A 24,561-nucleotide genomic window follows, 5' to 3' on the forward strand; every position below is an offset into this window, starting at 1 on the left:
GAATAAAACTATCTATACTTAATTTTTATTTTGTGGTATAATAATGGCTATTTTAAAATAACCTTTATTTTCTACTATTATTTGACCTCCCTCTGACTGTATTATTTTTTTACTTATTTCAAGATCCAAATTCTTATCATTAGGTATTTTTCCATTTTCTATTTCATATACTACACTTTGTTTTTGTGATTTTAAATTTATATTCAATGTTTGTCCTTTTTCTATTTCACTGCAAAGCTTTTGAACTAAATTAAGTATTATAAATCTTAGATAGTCTTTATTAAATTTTATTTTTTCATTTACGTTATCTATATTGTACTTTATATTTATATCTTTTAAAAGTCCTATTGCCTCTAGTATTGTTCCTATTTCTTTTATAACATCATGAGGATAAAATTCTTTTTTTCCTTCCTCTAGGGGCTTAGATAATTTTAAAAAATAATTTAAGCTTTCTTCTATTTTTTTCATTTCAGTTAGAGCAATATTTGAAAGCTCTGTTGGGTTCATTGTATGTTCTATTTGTATATACCCCTTTATACTCGATAATGGGTTTCTAATCTCATGAGCTATACCAGCAGATATCTGCCCTAACATTTGTATTCTTTCCATATTATAAACAAGAAAATCTTCTTCTCTTTTCATTTGAAGAAAATAACTTCTAAGTATCAAATACAAAGATAAAGCTACAATTACTATTATATTTATATTTATAACTAGCTGTTTTACTAAAGGAGTGTAAACTTTTGATATATGCTTTACACTTAAAACTGCCCAGTCTGTATTTTTAATAGCAGAATATGAAATTATTTTTTGCTGATTATCAAGTTCTGATAATAAGTTCATTGTTCCTTTATTATTTCTATTTATTTGATATATCAAACTTTCTAAAAAATTACTTTCACTTACAGACTTTCTAGCCTTTTCTAAATGTGGATGATAAAGAATTTCAGAGCTTGTATTTAAAAGTACTACATAATCTTTATCATCTACATTATAGTTTTCAAAAGTATCTAAAAGATAATCTTTATTTATAGAAAAAGCTATCGTTCCTTTAAAAAATCCATTCTTATCATAATGAGGAATAGATATTATCAATATTTCTTTATTTGTAACTAAATCATTCAAAAGTTTGAATGTGGTTTTTTTTCCAAGCCTTGCTGCTTGAAAATAAGTTCTGTGAGATATATTAAGCCCTAAGTAATTATCGGGCTTAAACATCTCATTATTAGATATAAACATTACTATGTCTCCATATCTATTTGATTTTGATAAAGAATTTATATCTGGATATTTTTGTATTATATCTTTTAGTAAAACATTTATTTCTTCTTGTGAATATTTTTTCTCTTCCATTGAACTTATAAGCTGCATTATACTTTCTAAAAGCTTGTGTTTTTCGCCTAAATATTCTTCTACTTGGTATCTTATTAGGTCTGATTTTTGTTCATTTGCCTTTATTACTGCATTTTTTACTCCTATTACATTATAAAATAAAAGATAATAAGATATTATACTGAATACAGCCACAGCTATAAGCGGAATATAAAATTTTTTATAGTTTTTTATAAAGTATCTCACCTTTGATCTTCCCCTACTATAATTTTTCAAAATTGCCCCCAAATTCCAATTATATCAATTCCAAAAAAAAATCAAGAATAGGATGATCCTATTCTTGATCTATACTTATTAATCTAGTTTTGCAGTCTATATAACAAATCCAATATCCATATTCATCATCTTCATTTTTACAACCTAAAAACTGATTAAAACCTGTTTCACCTAAATCTGGTTGTTCATTTTTTTTGCCTGGAATAGCATATACATAATATTTTCTTTGCCCATCTTCGTCATAGTTTATTCCAAATAAGTAATGTCTATATTTATATGCTAAAAATCCTATGTCTGAATACGCTGTATAATTTAAATAATACATATATCCTAGGTAAGGTATATCATACCCAAACATACTCATAGGATTTATATTTATCTTCCACCATCTTGTATCGTCTATATCTTTTATAAAAGGCTTTACTTCTTTATATTTTTTTAAGTTTTTCTTTAATCTTCTTGGAATAAAATATGTTTTATCTTCTATTCTTTCTTTTTCTTTTTCAAAATAAGTCTTAATATCTTCTTCTTTTTCTTCTTTTTTTTCTTCGAAATATTCCTTTTTTTTTTGAGGTTCCTCTTGTACTGTTTCTTCTATTCTTTCCTCGTCTATTTCTTGTTCATCTACTTTTTCTTCTTCTATTCTTTCTTCTTCTATTTCTTGAGGTATCTGTTCTTCTACTCTTTCTTCTTCTACTATTTCTTTATTTATTTCTTCATCTTCTTCTATTTCTTCTTCTATTCTTTCTTTTACATGTTCCTTATCTTCTTCTATTCTTTCTTTGTCTAATTCTTCTTCATTTATTTCTGTTTCTATATCTACTTGTTCACTTCTTTGATTTTCGTTATCTTCTTGTACTTGATCTATATTTTCTTCTTTCCTTAATAATATATCTTCATAATTTTTTGTTCTTCTTCCTTTATATGATATTAAAGGGATATTATCTTCATAGGTTAAAGCTACACATTGTATATCTATATCATCTTTATTTATGTCTATTCTAGCTTCACCTTTTCCGCTTTCATCTACAAGTATTCTACCTATATCTATTTTGTTTAGCTGATTGTCTATAATAACTATTCTATATCCTTCGCTTACGTATTTAATATTTTCAACATAAAGCGAAAACTTTGATTTATCGTCTCTTGTTATTAAATTTGCATATCCTCTAGGTTTATATCCTCTTTTTATTTCAAAAGATGTATCATTGCAATACAGCATTATGTTAGCTCTTTTATTAGATCTTTTCAAACGTACCCCCCCTTAAAGAGAATCTATATTAACATATATGATAAAACATAAAAAAAAAGTACTTTATTATTTAAAAGTACTTTTTTTCTTCATTATATTTGCTAGTTTAACAAATTCTTCTATACTCAAAGTTTCTCCTCTTCTAGTTTCTTGTATATTAGCCTCTTCAAGTGCACTTTTTATTTCATCTTTTGTAAACTCAAGTCCGTATGTGCTAAGCGCATTTAATATAGTTTTTCTTCTCTTTGAAAAAGATGCTTTTACAAGTCTAAAAAATAAATCTTTATCTATTAGATCGTATTTTGGTTGTGTATAGCTTTTAAGTCTTATAACTGTCGACTCTACATTTGGTTGAGGTATAAACATTGTTTTTGGAACAGTAGTTATAATATCTACATCTGAATAATACTGAACTGCAACAGATAATGCTCCATAATCTTTCGTCCCAGGAGATGCTTTCATTCTATCTGCCACTTCTTTTTGAACCATCACTACTATATGGCTAACAGGAATATCTTCTTCTAAAAACTTCATAACTATAGGAGTTGTTATGTAGTAAGGAAGATTTGCAACAAGTTTTATAGGTCCACCATTTAATTTTTCATCAACTATCTTTTTTACATCACACTTTAATATATCTTCATTTATAACTTCTACATTCTCATTATCTTTTAATGTCTCTGAAAGTATAGGAATCAACTTTTTGTCTATTTCTACAGCCACTACTTTTTTTGAAAGTTTTGCCATTTCCTTTGTTAAGGTTCCAATTCCAGGTCCTACCTCTAATATATAATCATCTTGACCTATTTGTGCTCCATCTAATATTTTTTGTATTATATTAGAGTTTACAAGGAAATTTTGTCCTAATGATTTTGAAAATTTAAATCCATATCTTTCAACTATTTCTTTTGTAGTCTTTACAGAAGAAAGTTTGTCCATTTTTTCACTCCTATTTTTCTATGTTTTTTATAACTTCTTCAAATTCTTTTCTAGTTACACCATAATTATTTAGTCTGTTTAAAAACTGCTTTGAATTTGCATATCCTATCCCTAATATTTTTCCAAGTTCATTTCTTCTAAAAGAAGCATCTTCTGTTCCTATTAAATTATACTTTATAAGGTCTATTTGGGTAAACTCATTTCTTTTTTGAACTGATTCACTTCTTACTTTCATTAAAGCTTGTCTTATACTTTCAACTGATGCATTTTCTATTCCTATATCTTCATCTTTGGTAGCTTCATCTCTTGATAAAAAGGCATGCTTGCATCCACTTACTTGTTTTGATATTATACTTCTTATTTTTTCTCCTGCATAATCAGGATCTGTAAATATTATAACTCCTCTTCTTTTTTGAGCTTCTTTTATTTTATTTATAACATCTTTTTGAAATCCAAATCCTCCTGTTGCCAAAACTTCTGCATCTACAGCTCTTTTAACTGCTGCTATGTCATCTTTTCCCTCAACTACTATTACCTCTTTTATCATCTTCTCACCCCTTTAACAAACTTAATGCGACACTCAAAGAGTGTCGCAATAATTATTTTAATACATATATTTTGAGTGTTCTTCTTCCGAACCTCCGTGCTTTTTCTAAACTTTCCATATATATATCTATTTTATTTCCTTTTACAGCTCCACCTGTATCTTCTGCTCTATATATACCCATAGACTCTATATAAACTGTCGATCCTAAAGGTATAACTTTCGGGTCTACTGCAATAACTCCTGGTCTTACCCTAGTTCCTAAACTGGTTATTCCATATTGAGGATGAGAAGGAGTTTTTCCAGTACACTGATACCCTGCTGTATATGCAGTAGCAGTTACAGTCATTGATTTTGTAAAAGTTCTTCTTTCCCCTCTTGATGTTATTATAAAGTTTTTAGATCCCTTTTTTATTATTTCATTTTTAGGCTCTTTTACAACTGTTTCTGAGACTAATATTCTATTTACTTCCTTCCCATCTTCCTCTATTACTTTGTATGCTAGTTCTTTTTTTCCAACTGATCCTTTTTGAACATTTATTACTTTTCCTATTTCTAAATTGTCATCATATACAGTATTTACTACAAATGGTATTTCCTTAGTTTCTTTAACTATTCTTTCTGTAACCCTTACTATTTTTACCTCATCACCAGGCTGTAATTTGTGATCTAAAGAAGGAAAGATTTTGTCTATCTCAGAAAAATAAATATTGTTTTGTTTTAACAAATCCTCAACTGTTTGTTCTATAGTGGTTATAACTTTCTCTTCCCCATCAGATACTAACTTCACATCGAAGGCCCTTTTTATTACTATTTCCATGCCGTCTTTCAACTTAGTGTCTATATCTGGGAGGACTTTATCATCTTTTTGTATACTTATATTGTTTTCTTTTAAAACATCTTCTACTGTCTTTGAAAATGTGCTTACAGCTATTACTTCATCTTGAACACGTATTTTTACATTTTTATTTAAAGCTTGGTATATACCTGTTGTACATAGTATAAAAAATGCTATCGTTGTAAGTATATAAATATATTTTTTACTTCGGCTCATAAAGATCCCGTTACAGAAAACTTAAAAAACTTTTAAAAGTTTATGTTTCCTTCCTTGTTCATCGTGTCTAGTTTCGAAAAATCTACTCCTGTTTATTTGACACTCCGAAGGCTTAAATTCCCGACTAACGAATCGGTACATATCAATAATAGCTTTAGGTGCTATGCTATTGATTTACCATAATTTTTTAGGTTTATACTTGCATTTAAGTCTCTATCTATCTCATAGCCACATTCATCACATATAAATGTTCTTTCTGATAAAGAAAATTTGTTTTTTAAAGCACCACATATGCTACAAGTTTTAGATGAAGGATAGAATGTATCTGCAAGTATAAATTTAATATCATTTAAGGCACATTTATATTCCATTTGTCTTTTAAATTCGTAAAATAGCTGCTCTTGTATTGATTTTGATAATCTTTTATTTTTCAGCATTCCACAAGTATTTAAGTTTTCCATAACTACATACTCTGGCTTGGCTTTCACCAAAGATGCAGTTATCTGATGAATATAATTATGCCTTATGTTTTTAAGCCTTCTTCTCATTTTTAAAACAAGGAATTCTAACTTTTTTATATTGTTAGTTTTTCTGTAACGGTATTCACCTCCGTTCATTTGAATTTTGTTTAATTCATATTTTTTAGATAGCTTTTTTTGTAATCGTTTTTGTCTTTTCTCAAGTTTTTTAACTTTACTTGTTTTATTTATGTTTTTGTACTTTTGTCCTGTACTTATTGTATCTTGATAAAAGCTTGGCTTACTTTTTTTCTTTGATTTAAACTTAGGAAAGTTTGCTCTGCCTTCAAAGAAGTTTTTATATGCAATACAGGCATCTTTTATAGCTTGTTTTGTTATATTATTTGAATAGTCATTAAGCCATGAGTATTCTTTTGTCTTTTTTAGTTCAGTTAATCTTTTTCTAAGTTCACAATCACTTAAAAACTTACTACAATTTTTATAATTTTCTTGCTCTGTTGCTAACGCAAAGTTATATGCCCATCTTGCAACTGAAGCACACTCAAATAATTTTGTTCTTTGTTTGTTATTAGGCAAAAGCATAACTTTATAAGTTTTAATCATTGGAATTATCACATCCTAATGAATTCAAATCTGTAAAATAATTATAGATATTTATATAATTTTATAAATATAATTTAACTGTTAATGTCCTCCTTTTTACGGAAAAAGACTCTCCCTATTTGAAGCCTTCATCCATTCTAAACTATTTTTGAATCATTGTCAAATTCGAGCCTCCTTTATATAGGTTTTGCTACTTATTCATATTATTTCCATGAATTCTATTTATTATGTATAAATCTTTAACTAACATCAATTGTATTCTTTAAACTATATATTTATGAGTATAATCTGATCAAAAAAATAAAGAGGCAAGGCCTCTTTATTTTATATATTAAAAAGTATCTTTGCATTTTTTGTTGTAATTTCACATACTTTCTCATACGAAATACCTTTTTCTATTGCTATCTTTTCTGCAATATATCTTACATAAGATGGATCATTTCTTTTTCCTCTATGAGGATGGGGTGCTAAGTACGGGCAGTCCGTTTCTATAAGTAAATATTCTAGTGGTATTTTTTTTATTACTTCAACAGTCTTTACATTATTTTTAAAAGTTACAGGACCTGCTATTGATATAAAGCATCCCATTTTTACATACTCTTTTGCAAGTTCTAAGCTTCCTGAGTAGCAATGTAAAACACATCCTATATCTTTGCTCTTTGTGGTTTTTATAATATCAAATGTATCTTTGTGAGCATCTCTATCGTGAACTATTATAGGAAGTTTAACTTCATTTGCTAGCTGTATTTGTCTTTCAAACCATCTTTTTTGAATTTCTCTAGGAGAGTTTTCATAATAATAATCAAGTCCAATCTCTCCTATTGCTACTACTTTTTCATGTTTTGAAAGTGTCTTTAATAAATTTATAGTATCTTCATTCATATCTTTTACATCGTGGGGATGTACTCCCACAGATGCATATATAAAATCATATTTTTCAGAAAGATGTATACTTCTTTTAGATGATGCTATATCAGCTCCTGCATTTAAGACATATTTTACATTCTCACTTTTTATTTTTTTTATAACCTCATCTCTATCTTCATCAAATCTTTCATCATCTAAATGTGCATGACTGTCAAAAAGCATTTTTTCCTCCTTTAACGTACTTCTACCCCTGAAGGCATATTCTCAACCGTAGGAAGAACTAATTTTTCATCATCATCAGTAGCAGCTGCTAATATCATTCCTTGAGACTCTACTCCTCTTAGTTTAACAGGTTTTAAATTGCATACAACTAAAACATTTTTTCCTACTAACTCTTCAGGTTTATAGTATTTTGCTATACCAGAAACTATTTGTCTTTTCTCACTTCCAAGCTCAAGTTGAATAACTAATAATTTATCTGCTTTAGGATGCTTTTGAGCTTGTAATACTTTTCCTACTCTTATTTCTACTTTATCAAATTCATCTATTGTTATTGCTTCTTTGTGATTTAGAGGCTTTACTTGCTCTTTGTTTTCAAACATTTTTTCCATCTCCTCAAGTTCCTTTTCTATATCTATTCTAGGGAATAGTGGATCTGATTTTTTTACCTTTGTTTCTTGTTTTATTTTTCCAAACTCTTTTATACTATCCCAAGTTAATATTTCTTTATCATTTTCTATTCCAAGTTGAGAGTATATCTTTTTAGAAGTTAACTCCATAAAAGGAGTAAGTGCAACTGCAATTATTCTTATACTCTCACAAAGATTGTAAAGAACTGTATCTAGTTCATCACTTTTTTCCTCATCTTTTGCTATAACCCAAGGCATAGTTTCATCTATATATTTATTACTTCTTCTTACAAGCTTCCATATTTCTTCTAAAGCTTCACTAAAGTTTAACTTATCCATATTTTCTTCTACTTTTTTGTGTAGATTTTCTCCTATTTCCCTAACCTGACTGTGAACACCTTCAAATAATTTTGCTGAAGGAATATTGCCTTGTCTGTATTTTTCAACCATAGCTACTGTTCTACTAACTAAGTTTCCTAGGTCATTACATAAATTTGAATTTATTCTGTTTAAAAAGTTTCTATTTGTATAACTTCCATCTTGTCCAAATGTAAACTCTCTAAGAAGGAAATACTTAAGCGCATCTATACCATATCTTTCTATAAGTGGCTGTGGATAAACTATATTTCCTTTAGATTTTGACATTTTGTCATCTGCAAATAAAATCCAACCGTGTCCAAATATTTGTTTTGGAAGTGGTATTTCTAAAGCCATAAGTATCGCAGGCCATATTATACTATGGAATCTAACTATTTCTTTTCCTACTATGTGAACATTAGCTGGCCAAAATTTCTCATATTCTGATTGGTCATCAGTTAAATATCCTAAAGCAGTTATATAGTTACATACTGCATCAAACCAAACGTATATAACGTGTTTTTCATCAAACGGAACCTTAATTCCCCAGTCAAAAGTTGTACGTGAAACACAAAGGTCTTCAAGTCCAGCTTTTAAAAAGTTATTTAACATTTCATTTTTTCTACTTTCTGGATAACAAAACATTGGGTTTTCTTCAAAATGTTTTATTAAAGCATCTTGGTATTTAGATAACTTAAAAAAGTATGCTTCTTCTTTAGCTATTTTAGCTTCTCTATTACAATCAGGACATTTATTTCCTTCTAAAAGCTGAGTTTCTGTCCAAAAGCTTTCACAAGGAGTACAATACCATCCTTCATATTCACTTTTATATATATCTCCTTTTTCATATAAAATTGTAAATATTTTTTGCACTATTTTTTTGTGTCTATCTTCCGTAGTTCTTATAAAATCATCATAAGATATATCCATTGTCTTCCATAATTTTTTTATATCCTCAACTATATCATCTAGGTATTCTTTAGGAGATAATCCTTTTTCTATAGCTGTTTTTTGAATTTTTTCTCCATGTTCATCTGTTCCTGTTAAAAATTTTACATCATATCCTGTAAATCTTTTAAATCTAGCTATAGCATCTGCTGCTACTGTTGTATATGTATGTCCTATATGAAGCTTTCCACTTGGATAATAAATAGGAGTTGTTACATAAAATGTTTTATTTTTCATAAATTTTCCTCCTTCATTTTATATTTAAGCAAAAAAACTCACCCCTAAATTTAGGGGTGAGTTTATCTCACGGTACCACCCTAGTTTTTACTCTAGTAGGCTATAACGTGCCTTTACGTTCCATCTTACTTAGTTTCAGATGAAAGGCTCAAGGGCCATGTTCAATAAAGCTTTCAACGCTAGCTTTCACCCACCCTAGCTCTCTATTAGAAGAAAACTTTATCTACTCTTCCTTTCAACGCCTTTAACTTATTTTTGAATGTTTACTTTTATTTTTAGCAAAATTCTATATAATTATTCCTTTTATGTCAAGTATTACTTGTTTTATTTTACCTTTTTAATATAAAACTAAATGTAAAGGCAGGTGAAATTTATGAATTTGATAGAAAAAGCATATTCTAAAGCTTTACAAGTATATTTTTCTATTATTAATCCTTTAAAAAAGAAAGTAATAAATACCCACTGCAAAGTTCATAAGTTTATAAATGCTCAGGCATTAAAAATTTTAAGAAATGATAAATATATAGATGAATTTAACTTTTTTTGCAATTATATAACTGCAATTAATGATGGAACTGTTTGGGCAGATCAAGATTTTAAAAGTAATGGTCATTTTTATAGTGTTAAAACTAAAAAAGGTCTTTATGGTGGGTATAGTGCTATGAATTTAGCTAAAGAATATTACGAAAATGCTCTTAAATTTTGGAATATAAGCGATGAATATAATTCTTTATTTTACTTAGGAGCATGTATTCACATAATTCAAGATATGACTATACCACAACACGCTAATGTTAAGCTTTTAGATAACCATAGACAATACGAAAATTTCGTTAAAAAAACTTATAGGTATATACAAGATTTTAAATGTGATAAAGGAGCTTATCTTCTAGATTCAGTAGATGAATACATAAGGTTTAATGCAAGAGTTGCTATGAAGATATATAGAAAGTTTAAATATATAAAGGAAGATAATGAAAGATTTTATAGAATATCAAGATGTACAGTTCCACTAGCTGAAAGGACTTCCGCAGGAGCTATGATTATGTTTTTTAAAGATATAACAAAATCTTCTTTGAAAAATTAATAAAAAAGACTTTGCTCTAACACATGATGGAAATTATCACTTTCTCACAATTTATAAAAAAAACTCCATTAAGGAGTTTTTTTTATTTCTCGTATTGCTTTCTTATTGATATTACTTTTTTTCCTTTTTGTTTTCCATGTTGAATAACATTTTCTTCTTTATCTATGTCATATGCTCCAAGCTCTTTTGCAAATTCTAAATTTCTTTCATTGCTTCTTAGCTTTGCTACTTTTTCTATTCTTGTTTGTTTATTTTTATTTTTCTTTGCCACTTTAACACACTCCTTTTTTATAATTTCATTTTTATTTTTTGAAGAAAGCAAAATTAAATTCTATGTAAATTTTGCATAAGAATAGGCAAAGGTTTTCCCTTTGCCTATTTTCCCATTCTCTCTGTTACTCCTTGTTTGTAAAAGTTTCCATTTTGTTTGTTGTTTTCTCTATAAGAAAATATGTTTTCTTCACTTATATCAAAATCTTGTGCCATTTCTGTTTTTAAGTCCATATTTTTAGCTTCTTTTGAAATTTTTTTATCCTTTGTATCCATACACATCCCTCTTTTCTTTTATTATCATATTTATTATTTCAGTATTTTTAATATTAATTCTGTGTAAGGTATGGATAAAGTGTAATTTATTAGATACTTATCTTATAAGTTCTAAACTTTTATACACTTTGCTTTCTAGTATTTCTTCTTCATTAAAGTTTTTTAATAGAAAATCTATCTCAAGTGCTAGTGATGTCATTGCTAATTCTCTTTCATCAGTTGTTATTATTCCCATATTTAATAAATAATTCATAGCCTCAACAGCGTAAGCTTTTATTATATTATTTTTCATACATATCCCTCCTGAAAATTATCTGAAAATTGATTTTTTTATATTTATATGCATCAAAAATTGCTTTTGTACGTATTGATATAAAACAGACGCTTCACAAAGTCTAGTATTTTAAAACTATACAGAGCTTAAGATGTTCATTGTACTGCATAGTTTTTAATTTAACATATTTATTTTTGAATAATTTTTTTTTATTTTTTCATTTTCAGGAGGAATAGTATATATTTTTTAACATAGTTATCTAAAAACAATACTACATATAAATATAGATGCAAGCACCCCTGCCATATGACTTACAAGTGCACAAAATAATGTGTATCTTATATTTTTTATTTTTAAACTCCCATAATATATTGCCATAGTATAAAATATAGTCTCTGAAGATCCTAAGATAGTTGCTGCCATTCTTTCTGTTACTGTATCTATTCCAACTCTTCCTATTATATCTTTGTATAAAGCTAAAGATCCACTTCCAGATAATGGCTTTACTATAACTAGTGATATTAACTCTCTTGGTATATTAAATATTCTAAGTATTGGATATAAAATCGCCTCTAGAATTTCCATCCCATAGCCTTCTTTAAATATTCCAAGTGCTAAAAATATTCCTATTAGATATGGAGCTATTTTGTAGGCTGTTTTTATTCCTTCATATGCTCCTTTAACAAAACTATCATAAACATCTATTCCTTTATATTTTCCATATATTATTATTATTAATATAATTAATGGAATTACTGTATTAGAAAATGTATTCAAATCAACTGCTCCTTTCCATTAGTTTACAAGATACTATACCAACTAGTGTTGATATAGCTGTTGCAAACAATGTAGTAAAAATTATTTCACTTGGATTTACAGACCCTTCATCTAGTCTTATCTTTAAAACTGTTATAGGAACTAGTTGTATTGATGACATATTTATAACTAAAAACATTATCATATCACTTGATGCACTAGTTTTGTTAGGATTTATCTGTTGCATTTTTTCCATAGCTTTAAGCCCAAAAGCAGTAGCTCCATTAGATGCTCCAAGCATATTTAATGACATATTCATTAATATGTAAGAAACTGCTTCTTTTGATTTTACTATATTTGGAAACAAGAACTTTATAACTGGTTCAAGCCATTTTCCTATCAAGTCTACAAGGCCAGATTCTTTTGCTATATTCATAATTCCCATCCAAAGGGCCATAATCCCTATAAGACTTATAGTAAAATCTACCCCTTTTGCACTTTCAGTTATTATTACTTTATTTAGTTCTTGTAATCTTGAAAATATAAAACTGTTTATTATTCCTATACATATCATATAAATCCATATTTTATTCATAAAAAAAACCTCCTCATGTAATCTTATGAGGAGGCCATAATTTTTATTTTATTTTTTTAATGTATCCTATTATGTCTTTGAAATTTTCATATTCATAAAATTTTATGTCTTTACCTTTTAAATACTGAGCAAGTTCTCCTTTTGCAAATATGTAATCTCCAAGCTTTGATGCACACCTATCTGAATATCCATCACCTATGTATATTATTTTTTTGTTGTCTATATTTATATTTTCTATTATGTTTTTTTTGCAATTCCCACACTTTGTGCACTCATCGTTTTTATTAGGAAAAATTCCAATTATTTTATCGTTGTCAAATTTTAATATGTTTGAAAATGTCATTATTCCATTAATTTCATTTTCCTCAAGAATGTTATCTATATTAAAGTCAAATCCATCACTAAGTATGTAAAATTCTAGACTATTTTTTCTTATATAGTCTATAAAGTCTTTAAAGTATGGGTCTATTTTTATAGATCTTATATATTCTTTTAGTTTTTGCTCATTTACATCTAGCATATCTAATATTTTTTGACTTATATACTGTGCATCATGCTTTCCTTCTATCCACATTTTTTCAAGCTGATCATAGTTTCCCTTAGCAAACTTTTTGGCCATAGCAACGCATGTATCTTCAGTTGTTATGGTTCCATCAAAGTCACAAATTACTATATATTCCACAATACCACCCCTGTCTACTTAGAGAAAAAATAACAATCTCATTTTTTGAATTATTTGTGGTATTATATATATTATCATAAACTTACTAAATTTTTCATCAAAAATATTAATATTATTAAAAGGATGGTAGCTATGAGAAACTTAACACTACTTACAGACCTTTATCAACTTACAATGATGAATGGATATTTTAAAGAAAATGTACATGACGATATAGTTGTATTTGATATGTTCTTTAGAAAAAACCCTTCAAATGGTGGCTATACTATTGTCTGTGGTATAGAACAGCTTGTAGAATATATAAACAATTTAAAGTTTGAAGATGATGATATTTCTTACCTTAAGTCATTAAATATGTTTGATGATACTTTTTTAGAATTTTTGAGAGAATTTAAATTTACAGGAGATATATATGCTGTTGAGGAAGGAACAGTTATGTTCCCTAATGAACCTGTTATAAGGGTTAAATCTCCTTTATACCAAGCTCAACTTATAGAAACTACTTTGCTTAATATAGTTAATTTTCAGTCTTTAATAGCCACAAAGGCTTCTCGCGTTTGCTTTGCTGCTGGATCTGATCCTGTTTTAGAGTTTGGACTAAGAAGGGCACAAGGACCTGATGCTGGTATTTATGGCGCAAGAGCTGCTGTAATAGGTGGATGTAGTGGTACTGCAAATGTTCTTGCTGGTAAAATGTTTAATATTCCTGTTATTGGGACTCACGCTCATAGCTGGGTTCAAAAGTTTGATTCTGAACTTGAAGCATTTAAAGCTTATGCTAATACATATCCTAATAAAACTTTGCTTTTAGTTGATACTTACGATGTATTAAATAGTGGTATGCCAAATGCTATAAAAGTGTTTAAACAACTTAAAGATAAAGGATTTAAGCCTTTAGGTGTGAGAATAGATTCAGGAGATATGGAATACCTTTCAAAAGAAATAAGATCTATGCTAGATGAAGCAGGATTTTATGATGCATCTATTGTAGCTTCAAATGATCTTGATGAGTATAAAATACTTGAACTTAAATCTTCAGGAGCTAAAATAAACAGTTGGGGCGTTGGAACAAAACTTATAACTTCTAGTGATTGTCCTGCACTTGGAGGAGTTTATAAATTATGTGCTGTTGAAGAAAATAATAAGTTAATTCCTAAAATAAAAATATCTGAAGATCCTGAAAAAATTACAAATCCAGGATTTAAAAATGTTGTTAGAATATACAACAAATATAATAAAGCAGAAGCTGACCTTATCATCCTTGAGGATGAAGTAATAGATGAATCAAAAGAACTTACTATATTCCATCCTATATATACTTGGAAGAAAAAAACATTCAAAAACTTTACAGCAAAAAGACTTCTTAAGCCTTTATTTATAAATGGTAAATGTGTTTATGAAAAACAAGATATAATGAAAATAAGACAATTTGTAAAAGATGAACTAGATACTTTATGGCCACAATACAGAAGAATAACTTCTCCTGAAGAATATAAAGTAGACCTTTCCGAAAAACTTTGGACACTTAAAAATAACATGATAAATGAAATGAGAAAAAAATAAGAACCTACAGTCACATATTTTTATAAATTATATTCAATACTATTATCTAGGAGGTGCTTTTATGCAAATTAGAAGAGCGAAAGAAATAGTTGCTTCACCTGAAAATGTAGAAGTTATATACAAGGGTAAACCAGTTTGGATTGAAAGTATTAACAACCAAACAAATTCTGCTTATGTAAGATACCTAGATAATAGTGAAAGAATGGAAGTTCCAGTAATGGAGCTAGTTGAAAACGAAAAACACTAAAAGGATGGATTATCCATCCTTTTAGTCTATTTTATTATAAGTTACGCCAAATATCCCTTCTTCTTTTGATATTTTCCCATCTTCAACTAATCTTTCTAGCTCATCTATTAAATTTTTTGCACTGATTTTTATATCTTTTTTTTCAAGAAGCAATACTATATCAGGTATTTGCATTTCTCTTATAGGAAAACTTTCTTTTATATTTTCATATATATAGTTTTTGCTCTTTTGTATGAACTGTTCAAATTCTTCAAATGGATTTTCAGTATGCGGGCTTGTAGTCTTTGCCATTCTAATTCTAATCGGTATAGTTCTTCCCATTATTGCAGATGATACAAAGCTATCTCCTGATTTTAAATATGGAAGTCTTTTTGACTCTTCTGAAGTTATATCTGTTTCTTCTTTTATTATACTTATATCTTGTCCTCTTACAGTTCTAAATACAAACTTTGTATTTAACTGTGCAGTTACTGTTTCATCGAGTAAATTTGGCCTTTGTGTTGCTAAAATTAGAAACACTCCATACTTTCTACCTTCTTGAGCTATTTCCTTTATTATTCCCTTTGAAGGCGCATCTTGTCCTTTCGGAGCAAAATTGTGAGCTTCATCAGTTACTATTATAAAAGGAGGGAAAAATTCACTTTCTATATGCTTTGATTTACAGTCTTTGTATTCTCTTCTTTTTAAGTATAATTTGTTTAGTACATAAGTTGAGAATACTTTTATCAATCTCATATCCCCTTGTATTACAACAAGTTTTCCTTTTCTTAATCCGTCCTCTATAAAAGTTATGTCTTTTCCAAATATACCTTCGTGATAAAGTCTATTTAATCTCCATATAATACCATTTACTGATGCTGCTGGACAAGTCTTTTCGTATTTAGAATAAATATTTCTAATTCTTTCATATGTCTGCCTTTGTATCTGATCTTGAGCTTCAATTATTTTTTTATCTATTTTGTCTAATGAACCAATAGCATGTCCTTCGCTTAAATCTTTAAGCCTTTGAATAAATGTATCATAAGTATCTTTATTTTGATGAAGAGTATCTACTACATTTATCATAGAATCTGTCAAAGACGAAGATATAGCAAGAAGTTTTTTGAGCTGATTTTTATCTAATTCTTCAAAATTAATTCCAACATCTACTCCTACTCTATATACATTAAATTTTCCAGCAAAATCATCTCTATATTTTGCATCTAATTCTATACAAGGATTCGAAAAATCCATTTCAAAATGAGGATCAAACACAACAGTTGGAACATTAAGTTTCATAATTTCTTCTAATATAACTCTAATACCAAAACTCTTACCAGATCCTGATCCCCCGAATATTCCTATATGTGGATATTGCTGCATTTTTCTTATATCAAATATAAAAGGAATACCTGTTTGTTTTCTTATATTTGCTTTATCATATATACAAAACAAATCTTTCAAATCATCATCAAGGCTATTTAATATATCCTCTGTTGATCTAATTTCTCCTAATACAAGTCCTTGTTCTTTTTTACACTTTACAAATATATCTTTCACTTCTTCAAACTTTGGTTTTCTTACTTTTGATCCTGTTTGTATAGGATAATCAGCTTCTACTAACAACCTAGCTTTTGCTATATGTATAGTTTCCTCTCCTACTTTATATCCTATATTATTTAGTATTTCAGTCATATTAGAATCAATAAATCCTTCATTTACACTTAAAGGAATATACTTATTGTATGATTTTGTATCATAAACTTCTACTAATTGATCCCCCTGATACTCATCTTGTACTATCAGTATTTCATTTATCTTAAAAGGCCTATCTTTTCCTGCTATATTAACTTCTTGTTGAGTTGTAAAACCTACTACTTGCATTTTTCTCCTCCTAACTTCTCTTTTCTCTCTTTGGATTTATAAATATTTCTAAAAGCTCTTTATCTATATAAGTTTGTGCTAATACATTTATCATTTCATTAGATATTTTCACTTCTTTATCAACTATGTCTATCCATATAGGAATTCCTCTTCCCGATGGATTTGTAAGTGTATATATAATAGAGCATATAGTATCTATATAATCTATTTGACTTTTTAATATATCTATCCCTATAACACTTGGATCTTTCGATGTTCTGAAAAAACAAGATACTATTCCTTCTTTATTTTTCTTTGATTTATCTGGCTCTATAATTACATATTCCCCCTCATCTAATACTCCAAATAATAAATCTTTATCATATATTTGATCATCTATATCTATGTGTTTAGATAAATGAAAAGAAATTTCCTTTGTTTTAATTTCTTCTATTACACCTACTAACAAGCAATTATTTTCAACTGCTAACTGTCTAAGTTCATCCCACTCCTTACCACACCTTATCCTATAAGTCATTAAAGATCCATCTACCATTACTAAGTAAGGGGTATATTTTTTTATAGCCTCTATACTAACCTGAGCTTCTAGTTTTGCCATCATACTTTTTTCCTTATTTTCATCATCTTCATCTCCTTCTATCAAAGGACAATAAATCTGATTTAAGTAAATAGGTTCTTTAGTAGAGTCTACAGGCTTTGCAAGAGCCTGTATAGCTATTATGTAATGAGGATATAAATTTCCTATTTTATTTTTACTTCCATCTACACCTACTATATCTTTATTGTTCAATATATTTTTCATTTCGTCTTTATTTAGCTTTCTAGCTTTTTTTATATCTAAAAGATCTCTTAATTTTTGCTTTTCTACTTTTTTTATTGATCTTAATTTTTGTTTTAGATTTTCATTAGTTTTTTTAAACTCTTGTATCAATAATTCATTTATTTCCATATATACTCACCCTATCTATTTTTGTTAAATTTAACACTTTTATTGACTTTTTTTTACAACTTTGCTATTATATAAATAAAGATGTTGTCGAAAAATGTATAAAAAAGGAGGGTGTCCCTTGAAATCTACTGGAATAGTAAGAAGAGTTGACGAACTTGGAAGAATTGTTATACCTATAGAACTTAGACGTACTTTAAATATATCAGAAAAAGATGCACTAGAAATATATGTAGATGGCGAAACTATAATATTAAAAAAATATGAACCTGCTTGTGTATTTTGTTCAAGCGCAAAAGAAGTTAAATCTTTTGAAGGAAAAAATATCTGCTCAGAGTGTATATCTAAAATAAGTTCTCTTTAATATTTAATTTAAGGCCAATTATGTTACAATAATTGGCCTATTTTTCTATATCTAAAACTTCTTTATATACTTCATTTTTAGGAAGATTTCTTTCTTTTGCTACTTGTTTTATTGCATCTTTTTTCCTTATTCCATCATTCATCAACTTAACTACGTATTCTTTTATACTTAAATTTTCATAAATATTTATTTCTTCTTTTTCTCCTTTAAATCCTTCTAATACTAAAACAAATTCTCCTTTTACTTGTCTATCACTAAATATTTCTAGTGCAGTTTTTAAATCACTTCTTATATATTCTTCATATTTTTTTGTAAGTTCTCTGCATATAGCTATATTTCTATCTTCTCCAAATGTTTTAGCAATATCTTCTAGTGTGCTTTTTAGTCTATGAGGAGACTCATAAAATATTATTGTTCTTTGTTCATATTTTAATTTTTCAAGCTGCTTTTTCCTTGAAGATTTATCTCTTTCTAAAAAGCCTTCAAATACAAATTTTGATGTTGAAATGCCTGATCCAACAAGCGCATTTACAAATGCACTTGGCCCAGGTAAAACTATAACATTTATATCGTTTTGTATACTAAGCTTTATTAAATCTTCACCAGGATCTGATATTCCAGGCATACCTGCATCTGATACTAAAGCTACATTTTCTCCATTTAGTAGTTTATTTATTATATTTTCTCCTTGAGTATATTTATTGTGCTCATGATAACTTATAAGAGGTTTTGATATTCCTAGGTGGTTTAAAAGTTTTATTGTATGTCTAGTATCTTCTGCTGCTATTAAATCTACACTTTTTAGTGTATTTATTGTTCTAATAGTTATATCTTCTAAATTTCCTATTGGAGTTGGACATATATAAAGCGTTCCCTTCATTTAATTCTCTCCTATATCTTCTTTTGAGTATATTTCTTTTATTTGATCTGTATAATTTCCTTCTTCATCGTAAACATAAATAGGGTCTAATATTTTCAGCTCTGGTTTTGAGTCTTTTGCAAAATGAACTAGCATAATATTTGGAGCTTTGTTTGCCTTTGGATGTATAAATCTTATCTCCTTAGGCTCTAATCTATACTTTCTTGAAAGTACAATTATATCTGCAAGGCGAGTTGGTCTGTGTATCATAAAAAATTTTCCATGAGGCATTAAAAGTCTTGAGGCAGCTTTAATAACATCTTCTAAATTACACATTATTTCGTGTCTTGATATAGCCTTTTTATCATTAGGATTTTTAAGTCCGTCTGGATGCATATATGGAGGATTAGACAATACTACATGAAATCCATGTGTTTGTAGTTTTCCTTCTAGGTTTTTTAAGTCTTCATTTATTATTTTTATTTTATCTTCTAAGTTGTTTAGTTTAACAGATCTTTGTGCCATATCTGCTACTTGTTTTTGTATTTCTACTCCTATTATTTCCTTTGCCTTGCTTTTTCCTGCTAAAAGTATAGGAATTATTCCTGTTCCAGTACCAAGGTCTACAACCTTTGCGTCTTTTTTTATTTTTGCAAAGTTTGCTAAAAGTACTGCATCTATTCCAAAACAAAATCCACTTTTATCTTGAATTATTTTTAAATTTTTTATTTGAAGATCATCTATTCTTTCATTTTCTTTCAAAAGTACATCAGCCATACCATTTCTCCTTTAGTTATCTAATAATTGTCTTATTTCTTCTTCAAGTCTATTAGTTATCGGACCTACTATCATTTTTCTTATTATTCCTTCTTCATCTATTATATATGATGTTGGAATTGCAGCTACACTATAAATAGATGCAGCATAAGACTCATCATCATATAAAAGAACAAAATCTTTTGAATATCTAAAAAGATAATCTCTTATTTGATCTTTATTTATTTTTTCAAGTTCAGTTAAATTTACCATTAAAAATTTTATATTTTTGTATTCATCTTGTAAAGAAGCTATTTTTTGTTTATCTATTTCGCAATATTTACACCAGCTAGCCCAAAAGTTTAAGAATACTTTTTCTCCTTTAAAATCTGATAAGGCTACCTTTTTTCCATCTGAATCTGTCAAAATAAAATCATAGGCTTTATTTCCTTCATGTATTCCATATTGTATATTTTTATCTTCTGTTATAGTCTGCTTTTCTTTTTTTTCACAGCCTACTGATGATATCATAAAAATAATTAAAAATAAAAATAATATAAACCTTTTCATTTTTACTCTCCTTCCTATGTATTAGAAAAAATTAAGGTAGGAGTTCCTACCTTAATCTTCAAGCTTTTTGAGTTCTTCTTCTAACTCTTTATCTAAATTATCTTTGCAACATCCACCACATTCATTAGATTTTTTTATTATTTTTATATCTTCTAACTTATAATCTTTTATATCTCCTTCTTTTTTTTCAGTTCCTTCAAACTGAACTTTTACTTTTTCCTCAAGTGTATAAATATCTATAACTTTTCCTTGACCATCTGGAGTTTGTACTATTGAATTTACAGGTGGCATATTTTCTAGTATATCGCTATAAGTTTGATGTTCATATTTAAGACAGCAAAATAATCTTCCACATATTCCAGATATTTTTGTAGGATTTAGTGATAACTCTTGATCTTTTGCCATTTTTATAGATACAGGCTGAAAATCCCCAAGCCAAGTAGAACAGCAAAGTGATACTCCACAAGGGCCAAGGCCTCCTATTGATTTTGCTTCATCTCTTACTCCTATTTGCCTTAATTCTATTCTTGTTTTAAATATCGAAGCTAAATCTTTTACTAATTCTCTAAAGTCTATTCTTCCTTCTGCTGTAAAATAAAATATTAGTTTGTTTCTATCAAAAGTGTACTCACAATCTATTAAGTTCATATCTAAATTGTGTTTTTTTATTTTTTCGATACATATATCGAAAGCTTCTTTTGATTTTTCTTTGTTTTCTTTATTTATAGCTTTATCTTCATCTGTTGCAATTCTAACTATAGGTTTTAGAGGATGAACTATTTGACTTTCTTCTACTTCTTTAATACCAACAACTACATTTCCGTATTCAAATCCTCTAGCTGTTTCTACTATAACCTTATCGTTTACTTTTAAATCAAAGTCTAACGGGTCAAAATAGTATATCTTACCAGCTTTTTTAAATCTAATTCCAACAACTTTTGTCATTTGATCACCTCTTGTATATTCAAAGCCATAACCTCTAATGAAAGATTAAAGTTACAGTTACTTTTTATATATTTACTAGTTTTATCTATTATATCAATAACTTTACATATTTGAAAATAGGTAAGTTTTCTGCTTAAATCCTTTACAAAATCTATTTGATCTAAATTAATAATAATCTGTTCGTCTCCTTCTTCTTTTACTATTAGACTATCTCTAAAGTATGCCATCATAATATCTAAAATATTATATATATTTTCTTTATAACTTTCCATATCTTTTACTTTATCTAAAACAGGTATTTTTTCTTGTTTAAATAAAGTATTTATAAATTCAACTATAAAGTTTCTATATTCGTCTATATTTTCTTTATATATAAAATCTAAAGCTCTTGATAATATACCTGAAGAAAAACAAGATATAAATCTTGCTCTATCTTTTGGTATATTTTCTTTTTGTATCAAGTAATTTTCTATTTCTTGCTGAGGAAGTAATGTAAATCTTACTATTTCGCATCTTGACTTTATAGTATCTAAAAGAGAGTAAATATTATCTGTAATAAGAATTATAACTGCATAGCTAGGTGGCTCTTCAAGAGTTTTTAAAAGTGCATTTTGGGCTTGTATTGTCATTTTATCAGCTTGATTTAATATATATATCTTTTTGTTTGAGTAAGGTCTTACAGATATATCAACAGTAATTTGCCTTATTTGACTTACTTTAAAATATGCTCCTTCTGGATTTAATATTTTTATATCTGGTGAATTTTCTATTTTTTGAGTGTTTAGCATAAGTTTTGCAAACTCAATAGCAAATTCTTTCTTTCCTACTCCACTTGGGCCATGAAATATATATCCATGACTTATTCTGTTTTGATTTAAAGAATTTATTATAAATTTTTTTGCTCTTTCCTGTCCTAAGATATTATCAAACATATCTACTTCTCCATTGCATTTTGTATAAGTTTTATTATTCTTTCATGAACTTGCTTTACTGTCCCATTTGCATCAACATTTTTTATTCTTTCAGGATATATATCTTTTAATATTTTATATCCTTCATAAACTTTTTTATGAAACTCGTCTTTTTCACATTCTAATCTATCTAAATTTTTTCGTCTGTTTTTTCTTCTTTGTATTTCTTCTTCCTCTATTTGGAATATAATTGTAATATCTGGCAATGTATCTTCTATTGCAAATAAATTAAGATTATATATTTTATCTATACCTAAATTTCTACCTATTCCTTGATAGATTAAACTAGAATCTATAAACCTATCACATATTACTATTTTTCCCTGTAATAAAGATGGCTTTATAAGTTCATCTATATGTTGTGCTCTAGATGCTGCATATAAAAGTGCTTCTGTTTTGTATGACATATTCTTGTTTTCTTTATCTAATATTAAAGCTCTTATTTTTTCACTTATTAGTGTTCCTCCTGGTTCTCTTGTTACTACTACATCGTATCCTTTATCTTGAAAATAGTTTTTCAAAAGATTTATTTGAGTAGATTTTCCGCAGGCGTCAGGCCCTTCAAAAGTTATAAAAAATCCGTTCAAAATATCACCTCTAGTCAATTACTTGTATATAGTTTAAACTTTCATCTTCAACTCCTGTTATTGTCATTCCAATTTCTTTTAAGTGTATTACATAATCTACTATTTCCTTTGTTATCTGCTCTCCTAAAGATATAACTGGTATTCCAGGAGGATAAGGTATTATATATTCTCCACAAACTTTTCCTATAGCCTCATTTATTCTTACTTTTTTCTTTTCTTTATAAAATGCCTCTTTTGGATTTAAAATCTTGTTTGGATATATATTTTTATAAAAATAAGAAATATCTTCATCTCCAATTAAATTATCTATATCTAAAAGAGCTTTTTTTAATCTTTCAAAGTCATCTTTAGTATTTGCTATACTACTTACCAACAATACTCCACATAAATTAGAAAGCTCTACTTGTATATTATACTCATCTCTTAGGAGTTGTTCAATTTGATAACCAGATTTACGTATCTTTTTTGTTATTATATATATTTTAGTCATATCGTCATTTTCAAATATAGTTATATTTTTAAGGCTTTTGCAAAACTTTTTTAGGTCTAATATGTTTTCTATAAGTTGTTTCATAAGGTATTTTCCTTCTTTTTCATATATATTAACTGCCATATCTAAAGAAGACATCAATATATACGATGGACTTGAAGACTGTACAATTTTTAAGATGGATTTTAACTTTTTTATATCTACTTTATCACTTTTTACATGAAGCATTGAAGATTGTGTAAATGATGGAAGTGTTTTATGGGTACTTTGAACAACCATATCTGCTCCATTTAAAATAGCACTATCTACAATAAGATCACTAAGTCCTAAGTGAGCTCCATGTGCTTCATCTACTAAAAAGTATTTATTTTGTTTTTTTAATAGATCAGATATTCTTTTTATATCTGAAGCTATGCCAAAATAATTAGGAGATGTTATGATAAGCCCTTTTGCATCAGAATTTTCATCTAGTGCTTTAGCTACATCTTCATAACTTACTCCCATAGAAATTCCTAACTCTTTATTTATTTTAGGATATATATATATAGGCTCTATATCTGCTAATATACATGCATTTATTACTGATTGATGACAATCTCTTGCAATTATTAATTTATCTTTAGGCTGTGTAACTGTCATTATCATAGCATATATTCCACACGTTGAGCCGTTTACTAAAAAAAATGTATAATCGCTTTTAAATACTTTACTTGCTTTATTTAGTGAATCTTTTATAATCGATGTACATTCATAAAGATTGTCTGTTCCTGGTATCTCAGTTGTATCTATTTCAGGAATATTTGTGTAAAAATCTTTGTATTTATCAATTAATCTTCCATATTTATGTCCTGGTACATGAAATGATACAAGATTATCTGTTATGTCTTTGATTTTTTTGTAAAACATATACTCCTCCTTTAAACTTTATATTTTTTATTATACA

Annotated in this window: 27 protein-coding genes and 1 other annotated feature; of the genes, 4 read left to right on the forward strand and 23 right to left on the reverse strand. The window is 27.8% G+C overall.

Annotated elements, in window-relative coordinates; all coding sequences use genetic code 11:
* Window positions 1-18: 18 nt before the first annotated feature.
* The 8 genes from JWYL7_RS08505 to metG all read right to left on the reverse strand — a co-directional run bounded on the left by JWYL7_RS08505 (window position 19) and on the right by metG (window position 9,517).
* Window positions 19-1,578 carry a PAS domain-containing sensor histidine kinase gene (locus JWYL7_RS08505; protein WP_161937498.1) on the reverse strand — a complete coding sequence of 520 codons (1,560 nt, stop codon included), beginning with the start codon at window positions 1,576-1,578 and terminating at the stop codon, window positions 19-21.
* 88 nt (window positions 1,579-1,666) lie between these two features.
* Window positions 1,667-2,860 carry a hypothetical protein gene (locus JWYL7_RS10430; protein ID WP_066071765.1) on the reverse strand — a complete coding sequence of 398 codons (1,194 nt, stop codon included), beginning with the start codon at window positions 2,858-2,860 and terminating at the stop codon, window positions 1,667-1,669.
* A 66-nt stretch (window positions 2,861-2,926) separates the two neighbouring features.
* On the reverse strand, window positions 2,927-3,799 hold the full coding sequence (gene rsmA, locus JWYL7_RS08515; protein ID WP_066071768.1) for a 16S rRNA (adenine(1518)-N(6)/adenine(1519)-N(6))-dimethyltransferase RsmA: 873 nt from the start codon (window positions 3,797-3,799) through the stop codon (window positions 2,927-2,929).
* 10 nt (window positions 3,800-3,809) lie between these two features.
* Window positions 3,810-4,346 carry a ribonuclease M5 gene (gene rnmV / locus JWYL7_RS08520; RefSeq protein ID WP_066071771.1) on the reverse strand — a complete coding sequence of 179 codons (537 nt, stop codon included), beginning with the start codon at window positions 4,344-4,346 and terminating at the stop codon, window positions 3,810-3,812.
* A gap of 52 nt (window positions 4,347-4,398) precedes the next feature.
* Window positions 4,399-5,397 carry a resuscitation-promoting factor gene (locus JWYL7_RS08525; protein ID WP_066071774.1) on the reverse strand — a complete coding sequence of 333 codons (999 nt, stop codon included), beginning with the start codon at window positions 5,395-5,397 and terminating at the stop codon, window positions 4,399-4,401.
* A gap of 161 nt (window positions 5,398-5,558) precedes the next feature.
* A complete protein-coding gene (locus JWYL7_RS08530) occupies window positions 5,559-6,479 on the reverse strand; it encodes an RNA-guided endonuclease InsQ/TnpB family protein (RefSeq protein ID WP_066071776.1) in 921 nt (306 codons plus the stop codon).
* A 324-nt stretch (window positions 6,480-6,803) separates the two neighbouring features.
* Window positions 6,804-7,568: a TatD family hydrolase gene (locus JWYL7_RS08535; protein WP_066071778.1), complete on the reverse strand. Its 765-nt coding sequence runs from the start codon at window positions 7,566-7,568 to the stop codon at window positions 6,804-6,806.
* 11 nt (window positions 7,569-7,579) lie between these two features.
* The gene (metG, locus tag JWYL7_RS08540) at window positions 7,580-9,517 is read right to left on the reverse strand and encodes a methionine--tRNA ligase (protein WP_066071781.1); all 1,938 of its coding nucleotides are present in this window, start codon (window positions 9,515-9,517) and stop codon (window positions 7,580-7,582) included.
* 49 nt (window positions 9,518-9,566) lie between these two features.
* Window positions 9,567-9,765, reverse strand: a binding site (T-box leader).
* Window positions 9,766-9,890: 125 nt separating this feature from the next.
* On the opposite strand from metG, the gene JWYL7_RS08545 reads away from it, so the two are divergent.
* Window positions 9,891-10,604 carry a zinc dependent phospholipase C family protein gene (locus tag JWYL7_RS08545; RefSeq protein ID WP_066071784.1) on the forward strand — a complete coding sequence of 238 codons (714 nt, stop codon included), beginning with the start codon at window positions 9,891-9,893 and terminating at the stop codon, window positions 10,602-10,604.
* A gap of 82 nt (window positions 10,605-10,686) precedes the next feature.
* On the opposite strand, the gene JWYL7_RS08550 is transcribed toward JWYL7_RS08545, so the two are convergent.
* From JWYL7_RS08550 to JWYL7_RS08570, 6 genes are all read right to left on the reverse strand, one after another.
* Complete coding sequence (locus tag JWYL7_RS08550) at window positions 10,687-10,875, reverse strand: hypothetical protein (protein WP_066071787.1); 189 nt, start codon at window positions 10,873-10,875, stop codon at window positions 10,687-10,689.
* 104 nt (window positions 10,876-10,979) lie between these two features.
* The gene (locus tag JWYL7_RS10600; protein ID WP_161937499.1) at window positions 10,980-11,150 is read right to left on the reverse strand and encodes a hypothetical protein; all 171 of its coding nucleotides are present in this window, start codon (window positions 11,148-11,150) and stop codon (window positions 10,980-10,982) included.
* A gap of 97 nt (window positions 11,151-11,247) precedes the next feature.
* On the reverse strand, window positions 11,248-11,442 hold the full coding sequence (locus JWYL7_RS08555) for a hypothetical protein (RefSeq protein WP_066071789.1): 195 nt from the start codon (window positions 11,440-11,442) through the stop codon (window positions 11,248-11,250).
* A gap of 237 nt (window positions 11,443-11,679) precedes the next feature.
* Entirely contained in the window at window positions 11,680-12,201 is a 522-nt protein-coding gene (locus tag JWYL7_RS08560) for a spore maturation protein (protein ID WP_066071792.1), read from the reverse strand.
* A gap of 1 nt (window position 12,202) precedes the next feature.
* Window positions 12,203-12,775, reverse strand: coding sequence for a nucleoside recognition domain-containing protein (locus JWYL7_RS08565; RefSeq protein ID WP_066071795.1), 573 nt, complete (start codon window positions 12,773-12,775; stop codon window positions 12,203-12,205).
* 43 nt (window positions 12,776-12,818) lie between these two features.
* Window positions 12,819-13,457 (reverse strand): MtnX-like HAD-IB family phosphatase, encoded by a 639-nt coding sequence (locus tag JWYL7_RS08570; RefSeq protein WP_066071798.1) that lies wholly within the window; start codon window positions 13,455-13,457, stop codon window positions 12,819-12,821.
* 132 nt (window positions 13,458-13,589) lie between these two features.
* On the opposite strand from JWYL7_RS08570, the gene JWYL7_RS08575 reads away from it, so the two are divergent.
* Both JWYL7_RS08575 and JWYL7_RS08580 read left to right on the forward strand, forming a co-directional pair.
* A complete protein-coding gene (locus tag JWYL7_RS08575; protein WP_066071801.1) occupies window positions 13,590-15,020 on the forward strand; it encodes a nicotinate phosphoribosyltransferase in 1,431 nt (476 codons plus the stop codon).
* A gap of 61 nt (window positions 15,021-15,081) precedes the next feature.
* Complete coding sequence (locus JWYL7_RS08580) at window positions 15,082-15,267, forward strand: H-type small acid-soluble spore protein (protein ID WP_066071804.1); 186 nt, start codon at window positions 15,082-15,084, stop codon at window positions 15,265-15,267.
* A 21-nt stretch (window positions 15,268-15,288) separates the two neighbouring features.
* On the opposite strand, the gene JWYL7_RS08585 is transcribed toward JWYL7_RS08580, so the two are convergent.
* Together JWYL7_RS08585 and JWYL7_RS08590 are read right to left on the reverse strand one after the other, a co-directional pair.
* The gene (locus tag JWYL7_RS08585; RefSeq protein ID WP_066071807.1) at window positions 15,289-17,130 is read right to left on the reverse strand and encodes an ATP-binding protein; all 1,842 of its coding nucleotides are present in this window, start codon (window positions 17,128-17,130) and stop codon (window positions 15,289-15,291) included.
* 10 nt (window positions 17,131-17,140) lie between these two features.
* Window positions 17,141-18,079: a DNA double-strand break repair nuclease NurA gene (locus JWYL7_RS08590; protein ID WP_066071810.1), complete on the reverse strand. Its 939-nt coding sequence runs from the start codon at window positions 18,077-18,079 to the stop codon at window positions 17,141-17,143.
* A gap of 118 nt (window positions 18,080-18,197) precedes the next feature.
* Here JWYL7_RS08590 and JWYL7_RS08595 point away from each other — a divergent pair, with 118 nt between their 5' ends.
* Entirely contained in the window at window positions 18,198-18,440 is a 243-nt protein-coding gene (locus tag JWYL7_RS08595) for an AbrB/MazE/SpoVT family DNA-binding domain-containing protein (RefSeq protein ID WP_066071813.1), read from the forward strand.
* A 37-nt stretch (window positions 18,441-18,477) separates the two neighbouring features.
* Here JWYL7_RS08595 and rsmI read toward each other — a convergent pair whose 3' ends face one another.
* Genes rsmI through JWYL7_RS08630 form a run of 7 tightly spaced genes read right to left on the reverse strand, consistent with a single transcriptional unit; the run spans window position 18,478 to window position 24,524 of the window.
* Window positions 18,478-19,320, reverse strand: coding sequence for a 16S rRNA (cytidine(1402)-2'-O)-methyltransferase (gene rsmI, locus JWYL7_RS08600; RefSeq protein WP_066071815.1), 843 nt, complete (start codon window positions 19,318-19,320; stop codon window positions 18,478-18,480).
* Complete coding sequence (locus JWYL7_RS08605) at window positions 19,321-20,076, reverse strand: tRNA1(Val) (adenine(37)-N6)-methyltransferase (RefSeq protein ID WP_066071818.1); 756 nt, start codon at window positions 20,074-20,076, stop codon at window positions 19,321-19,323.
* A 12-nt stretch (window positions 20,077-20,088) separates the two neighbouring features.
* A complete protein-coding gene (locus JWYL7_RS08610) occupies window positions 20,089-20,625 on the reverse strand; it encodes a TlpA family protein disulfide reductase (protein WP_066071821.1) in 537 nt (178 codons plus the stop codon).
* A gap of 51 nt (window positions 20,626-20,676) precedes the next feature.
* Window positions 20,677-21,570 carry a PSP1 domain-containing protein gene (locus tag JWYL7_RS08615; protein WP_066071824.1) on the reverse strand — a complete coding sequence of 298 codons (894 nt, stop codon included), beginning with the start codon at window positions 21,568-21,570 and terminating at the stop codon, window positions 20,677-20,679.
* The gene (locus JWYL7_RS08620; protein WP_066071827.1) at window positions 21,567-22,502 is read right to left on the reverse strand and encodes a DNA polymerase III subunit; all 936 of its coding nucleotides are present in this window, start codon (window positions 22,500-22,502) and stop codon (window positions 21,567-21,569) included. The genes JWYL7_RS08615 and JWYL7_RS08620 overlap by 4 nt, the downstream gene beginning before the upstream one ends.
* Before the next feature lie 2 nt (window positions 22,503-22,504).
* Window positions 22,505-23,128, reverse strand: a complete 624-nt coding sequence (tmk, locus tag JWYL7_RS08625; protein ID WP_066072481.1) for a dTMP kinase — start codon at window positions 23,126-23,128, stop codon at window positions 22,505-22,507.
* Window positions 23,129-23,138: 10 nt separating this feature from the next.
* Window positions 23,139-24,524 (reverse strand): aminotransferase class I/II-fold pyridoxal phosphate-dependent enzyme, encoded by a 1,386-nt coding sequence (locus JWYL7_RS08630; protein ID WP_066071830.1) that lies wholly within the window; start codon window positions 24,522-24,524, stop codon window positions 23,139-23,141.
* Window positions 24,525-24,561 lie beyond the last annotated feature (37 nt).

The sequence above is a fragment of the Alkalithermobacter thermoalcaliphilus JW-YL-7 = DSM 7308 genome (assembly GCA_001584565.1).
Lineage (GTDB): Bacteria > Bacillota > Clostridia > Peptostreptococcales > Peptostreptococcaceae > Alkalithermobacter > Alkalithermobacter thermoalcaliphilus.

Bases quoted from the DNA above. Each gene is read 5' to 3' on its own strand.
- JWYL7_RS08580 (WP_066071804.1), top strand. From the start codon at position 15,082: ATGCAAATTAGAAGAGCGAAAGAAATAGTTGCTTCACCTGAAAATGTA.
- JWYL7_RS08615 (WP_066071824.1), bottom strand. From the start codon at position 21,570: ATGACAAAAGTTGTTGGAATTAGATTTAAAAAAGCTGGTAAGATATAC.
- JWYL7_RS08565 (WP_066071795.1), bottom strand. From the start codon at position 12,775: ATGAATAAAATATGGATTTATATGATATGTATAGGAATAATAAACAGT.
- JWYL7_RS08545 (WP_066071784.1), top strand. From the start codon at position 9,891: ATGAATTTGATAGAAAAAGCATATTCTAAAGCTTTACAAGTATATTTT.
- JWYL7_RS08590 (WP_066071810.1), bottom strand. From the start codon at position 18,079: ATGGAAATAAATGAATTATTGATACAAGAGTTTAAAAAAACTAATGAA.
- JWYL7_RS08535 (WP_066071778.1), bottom strand. From the start codon at position 7,568: ATGCTTTTTGACAGTCATGCACATTTAGATGATGAAAGATTTGATGAA.
- JWYL7_RS08585 (WP_066071807.1), bottom strand. From the start codon at position 17,130: ATGCAAGTAGTAGGTTTTACAACTCAACAAGAAGTTAATATAGCAGGA.
- JWYL7_RS08620 (WP_066071827.1), bottom strand. From the start codon at position 22,502: ATGTTTGATAATATCTTAGGACAGGAAAGAGCAAAAAAATTTATAATA.
- metG (WP_066071781.1), bottom strand. From the start codon at position 9,517: ATGAAAAATAAAACATTTTATGTAACAACTCCTATTTATTATCCAAGT.
- JWYL7_RS08630 (WP_066071830.1), bottom strand. From the start codon at position 24,524: ATGTTTTACAAAAAAATCAAAGACATAACAGATAATCTTGTATCATTT.
- JWYL7_RS08610 (WP_066071821.1), bottom strand. From the start codon at position 20,625: ATGAAAAGGTTTATATTATTTTTATTTTTAATTATTTTTATGATATCA.
- JWYL7_RS10600 (WP_161937499.1), bottom strand. From the start codon at position 11,150: ATGGATACAAAGGATAAAAAAATTTCAAAAGAAGCTAAAAATATGGAC.
- JWYL7_RS08605 (WP_066071818.1), bottom strand. From the start codon at position 20,076: ATGGCTGATGTACTTTTGAAAGAAAATGAAAGAATAGATGATCTTCAA.
- JWYL7_RS08555 (WP_066071789.1), bottom strand. From the start codon at position 11,442: ATGAAAAATAATATAATAAAAGCTTACGCTGTTGAGGCTATGAATTAT.
- rnmV (WP_066071771.1), bottom strand. From the start codon at position 4,346: ATGATAAAAGAGGTAATAGTAGTTGAGGGAAAAGATGACATAGCAGCA.
- JWYL7_RS08525 (WP_066071774.1), bottom strand. From the start codon at position 5,397: ATGAGCCGAAGTAAAAAATATATTTATATACTTACAACGATAGCATTT.
- JWYL7_RS08575 (WP_066071801.1), top strand. From the start codon at position 13,590: ATGAGAAACTTAACACTACTTACAGACCTTTATCAACTTACAATGATG.
- JWYL7_RS08530 (WP_066071776.1), bottom strand. From the start codon at position 6,479: ATGATTAAAACTTATAAAGTTATGCTTTTGCCTAATAACAAACAAAGA.
- rsmI (WP_066071815.1), bottom strand. From the start codon at position 19,320: ATGAAGGGAACGCTTTATATATGTCCAACTCCAATAGGAAATTTAGAA.
- rsmA (WP_066071768.1), bottom strand. From the start codon at position 3,799: ATGGACAAACTTTCTTCTGTAAAGACTACAAAAGAAATAGTTGAAAGA.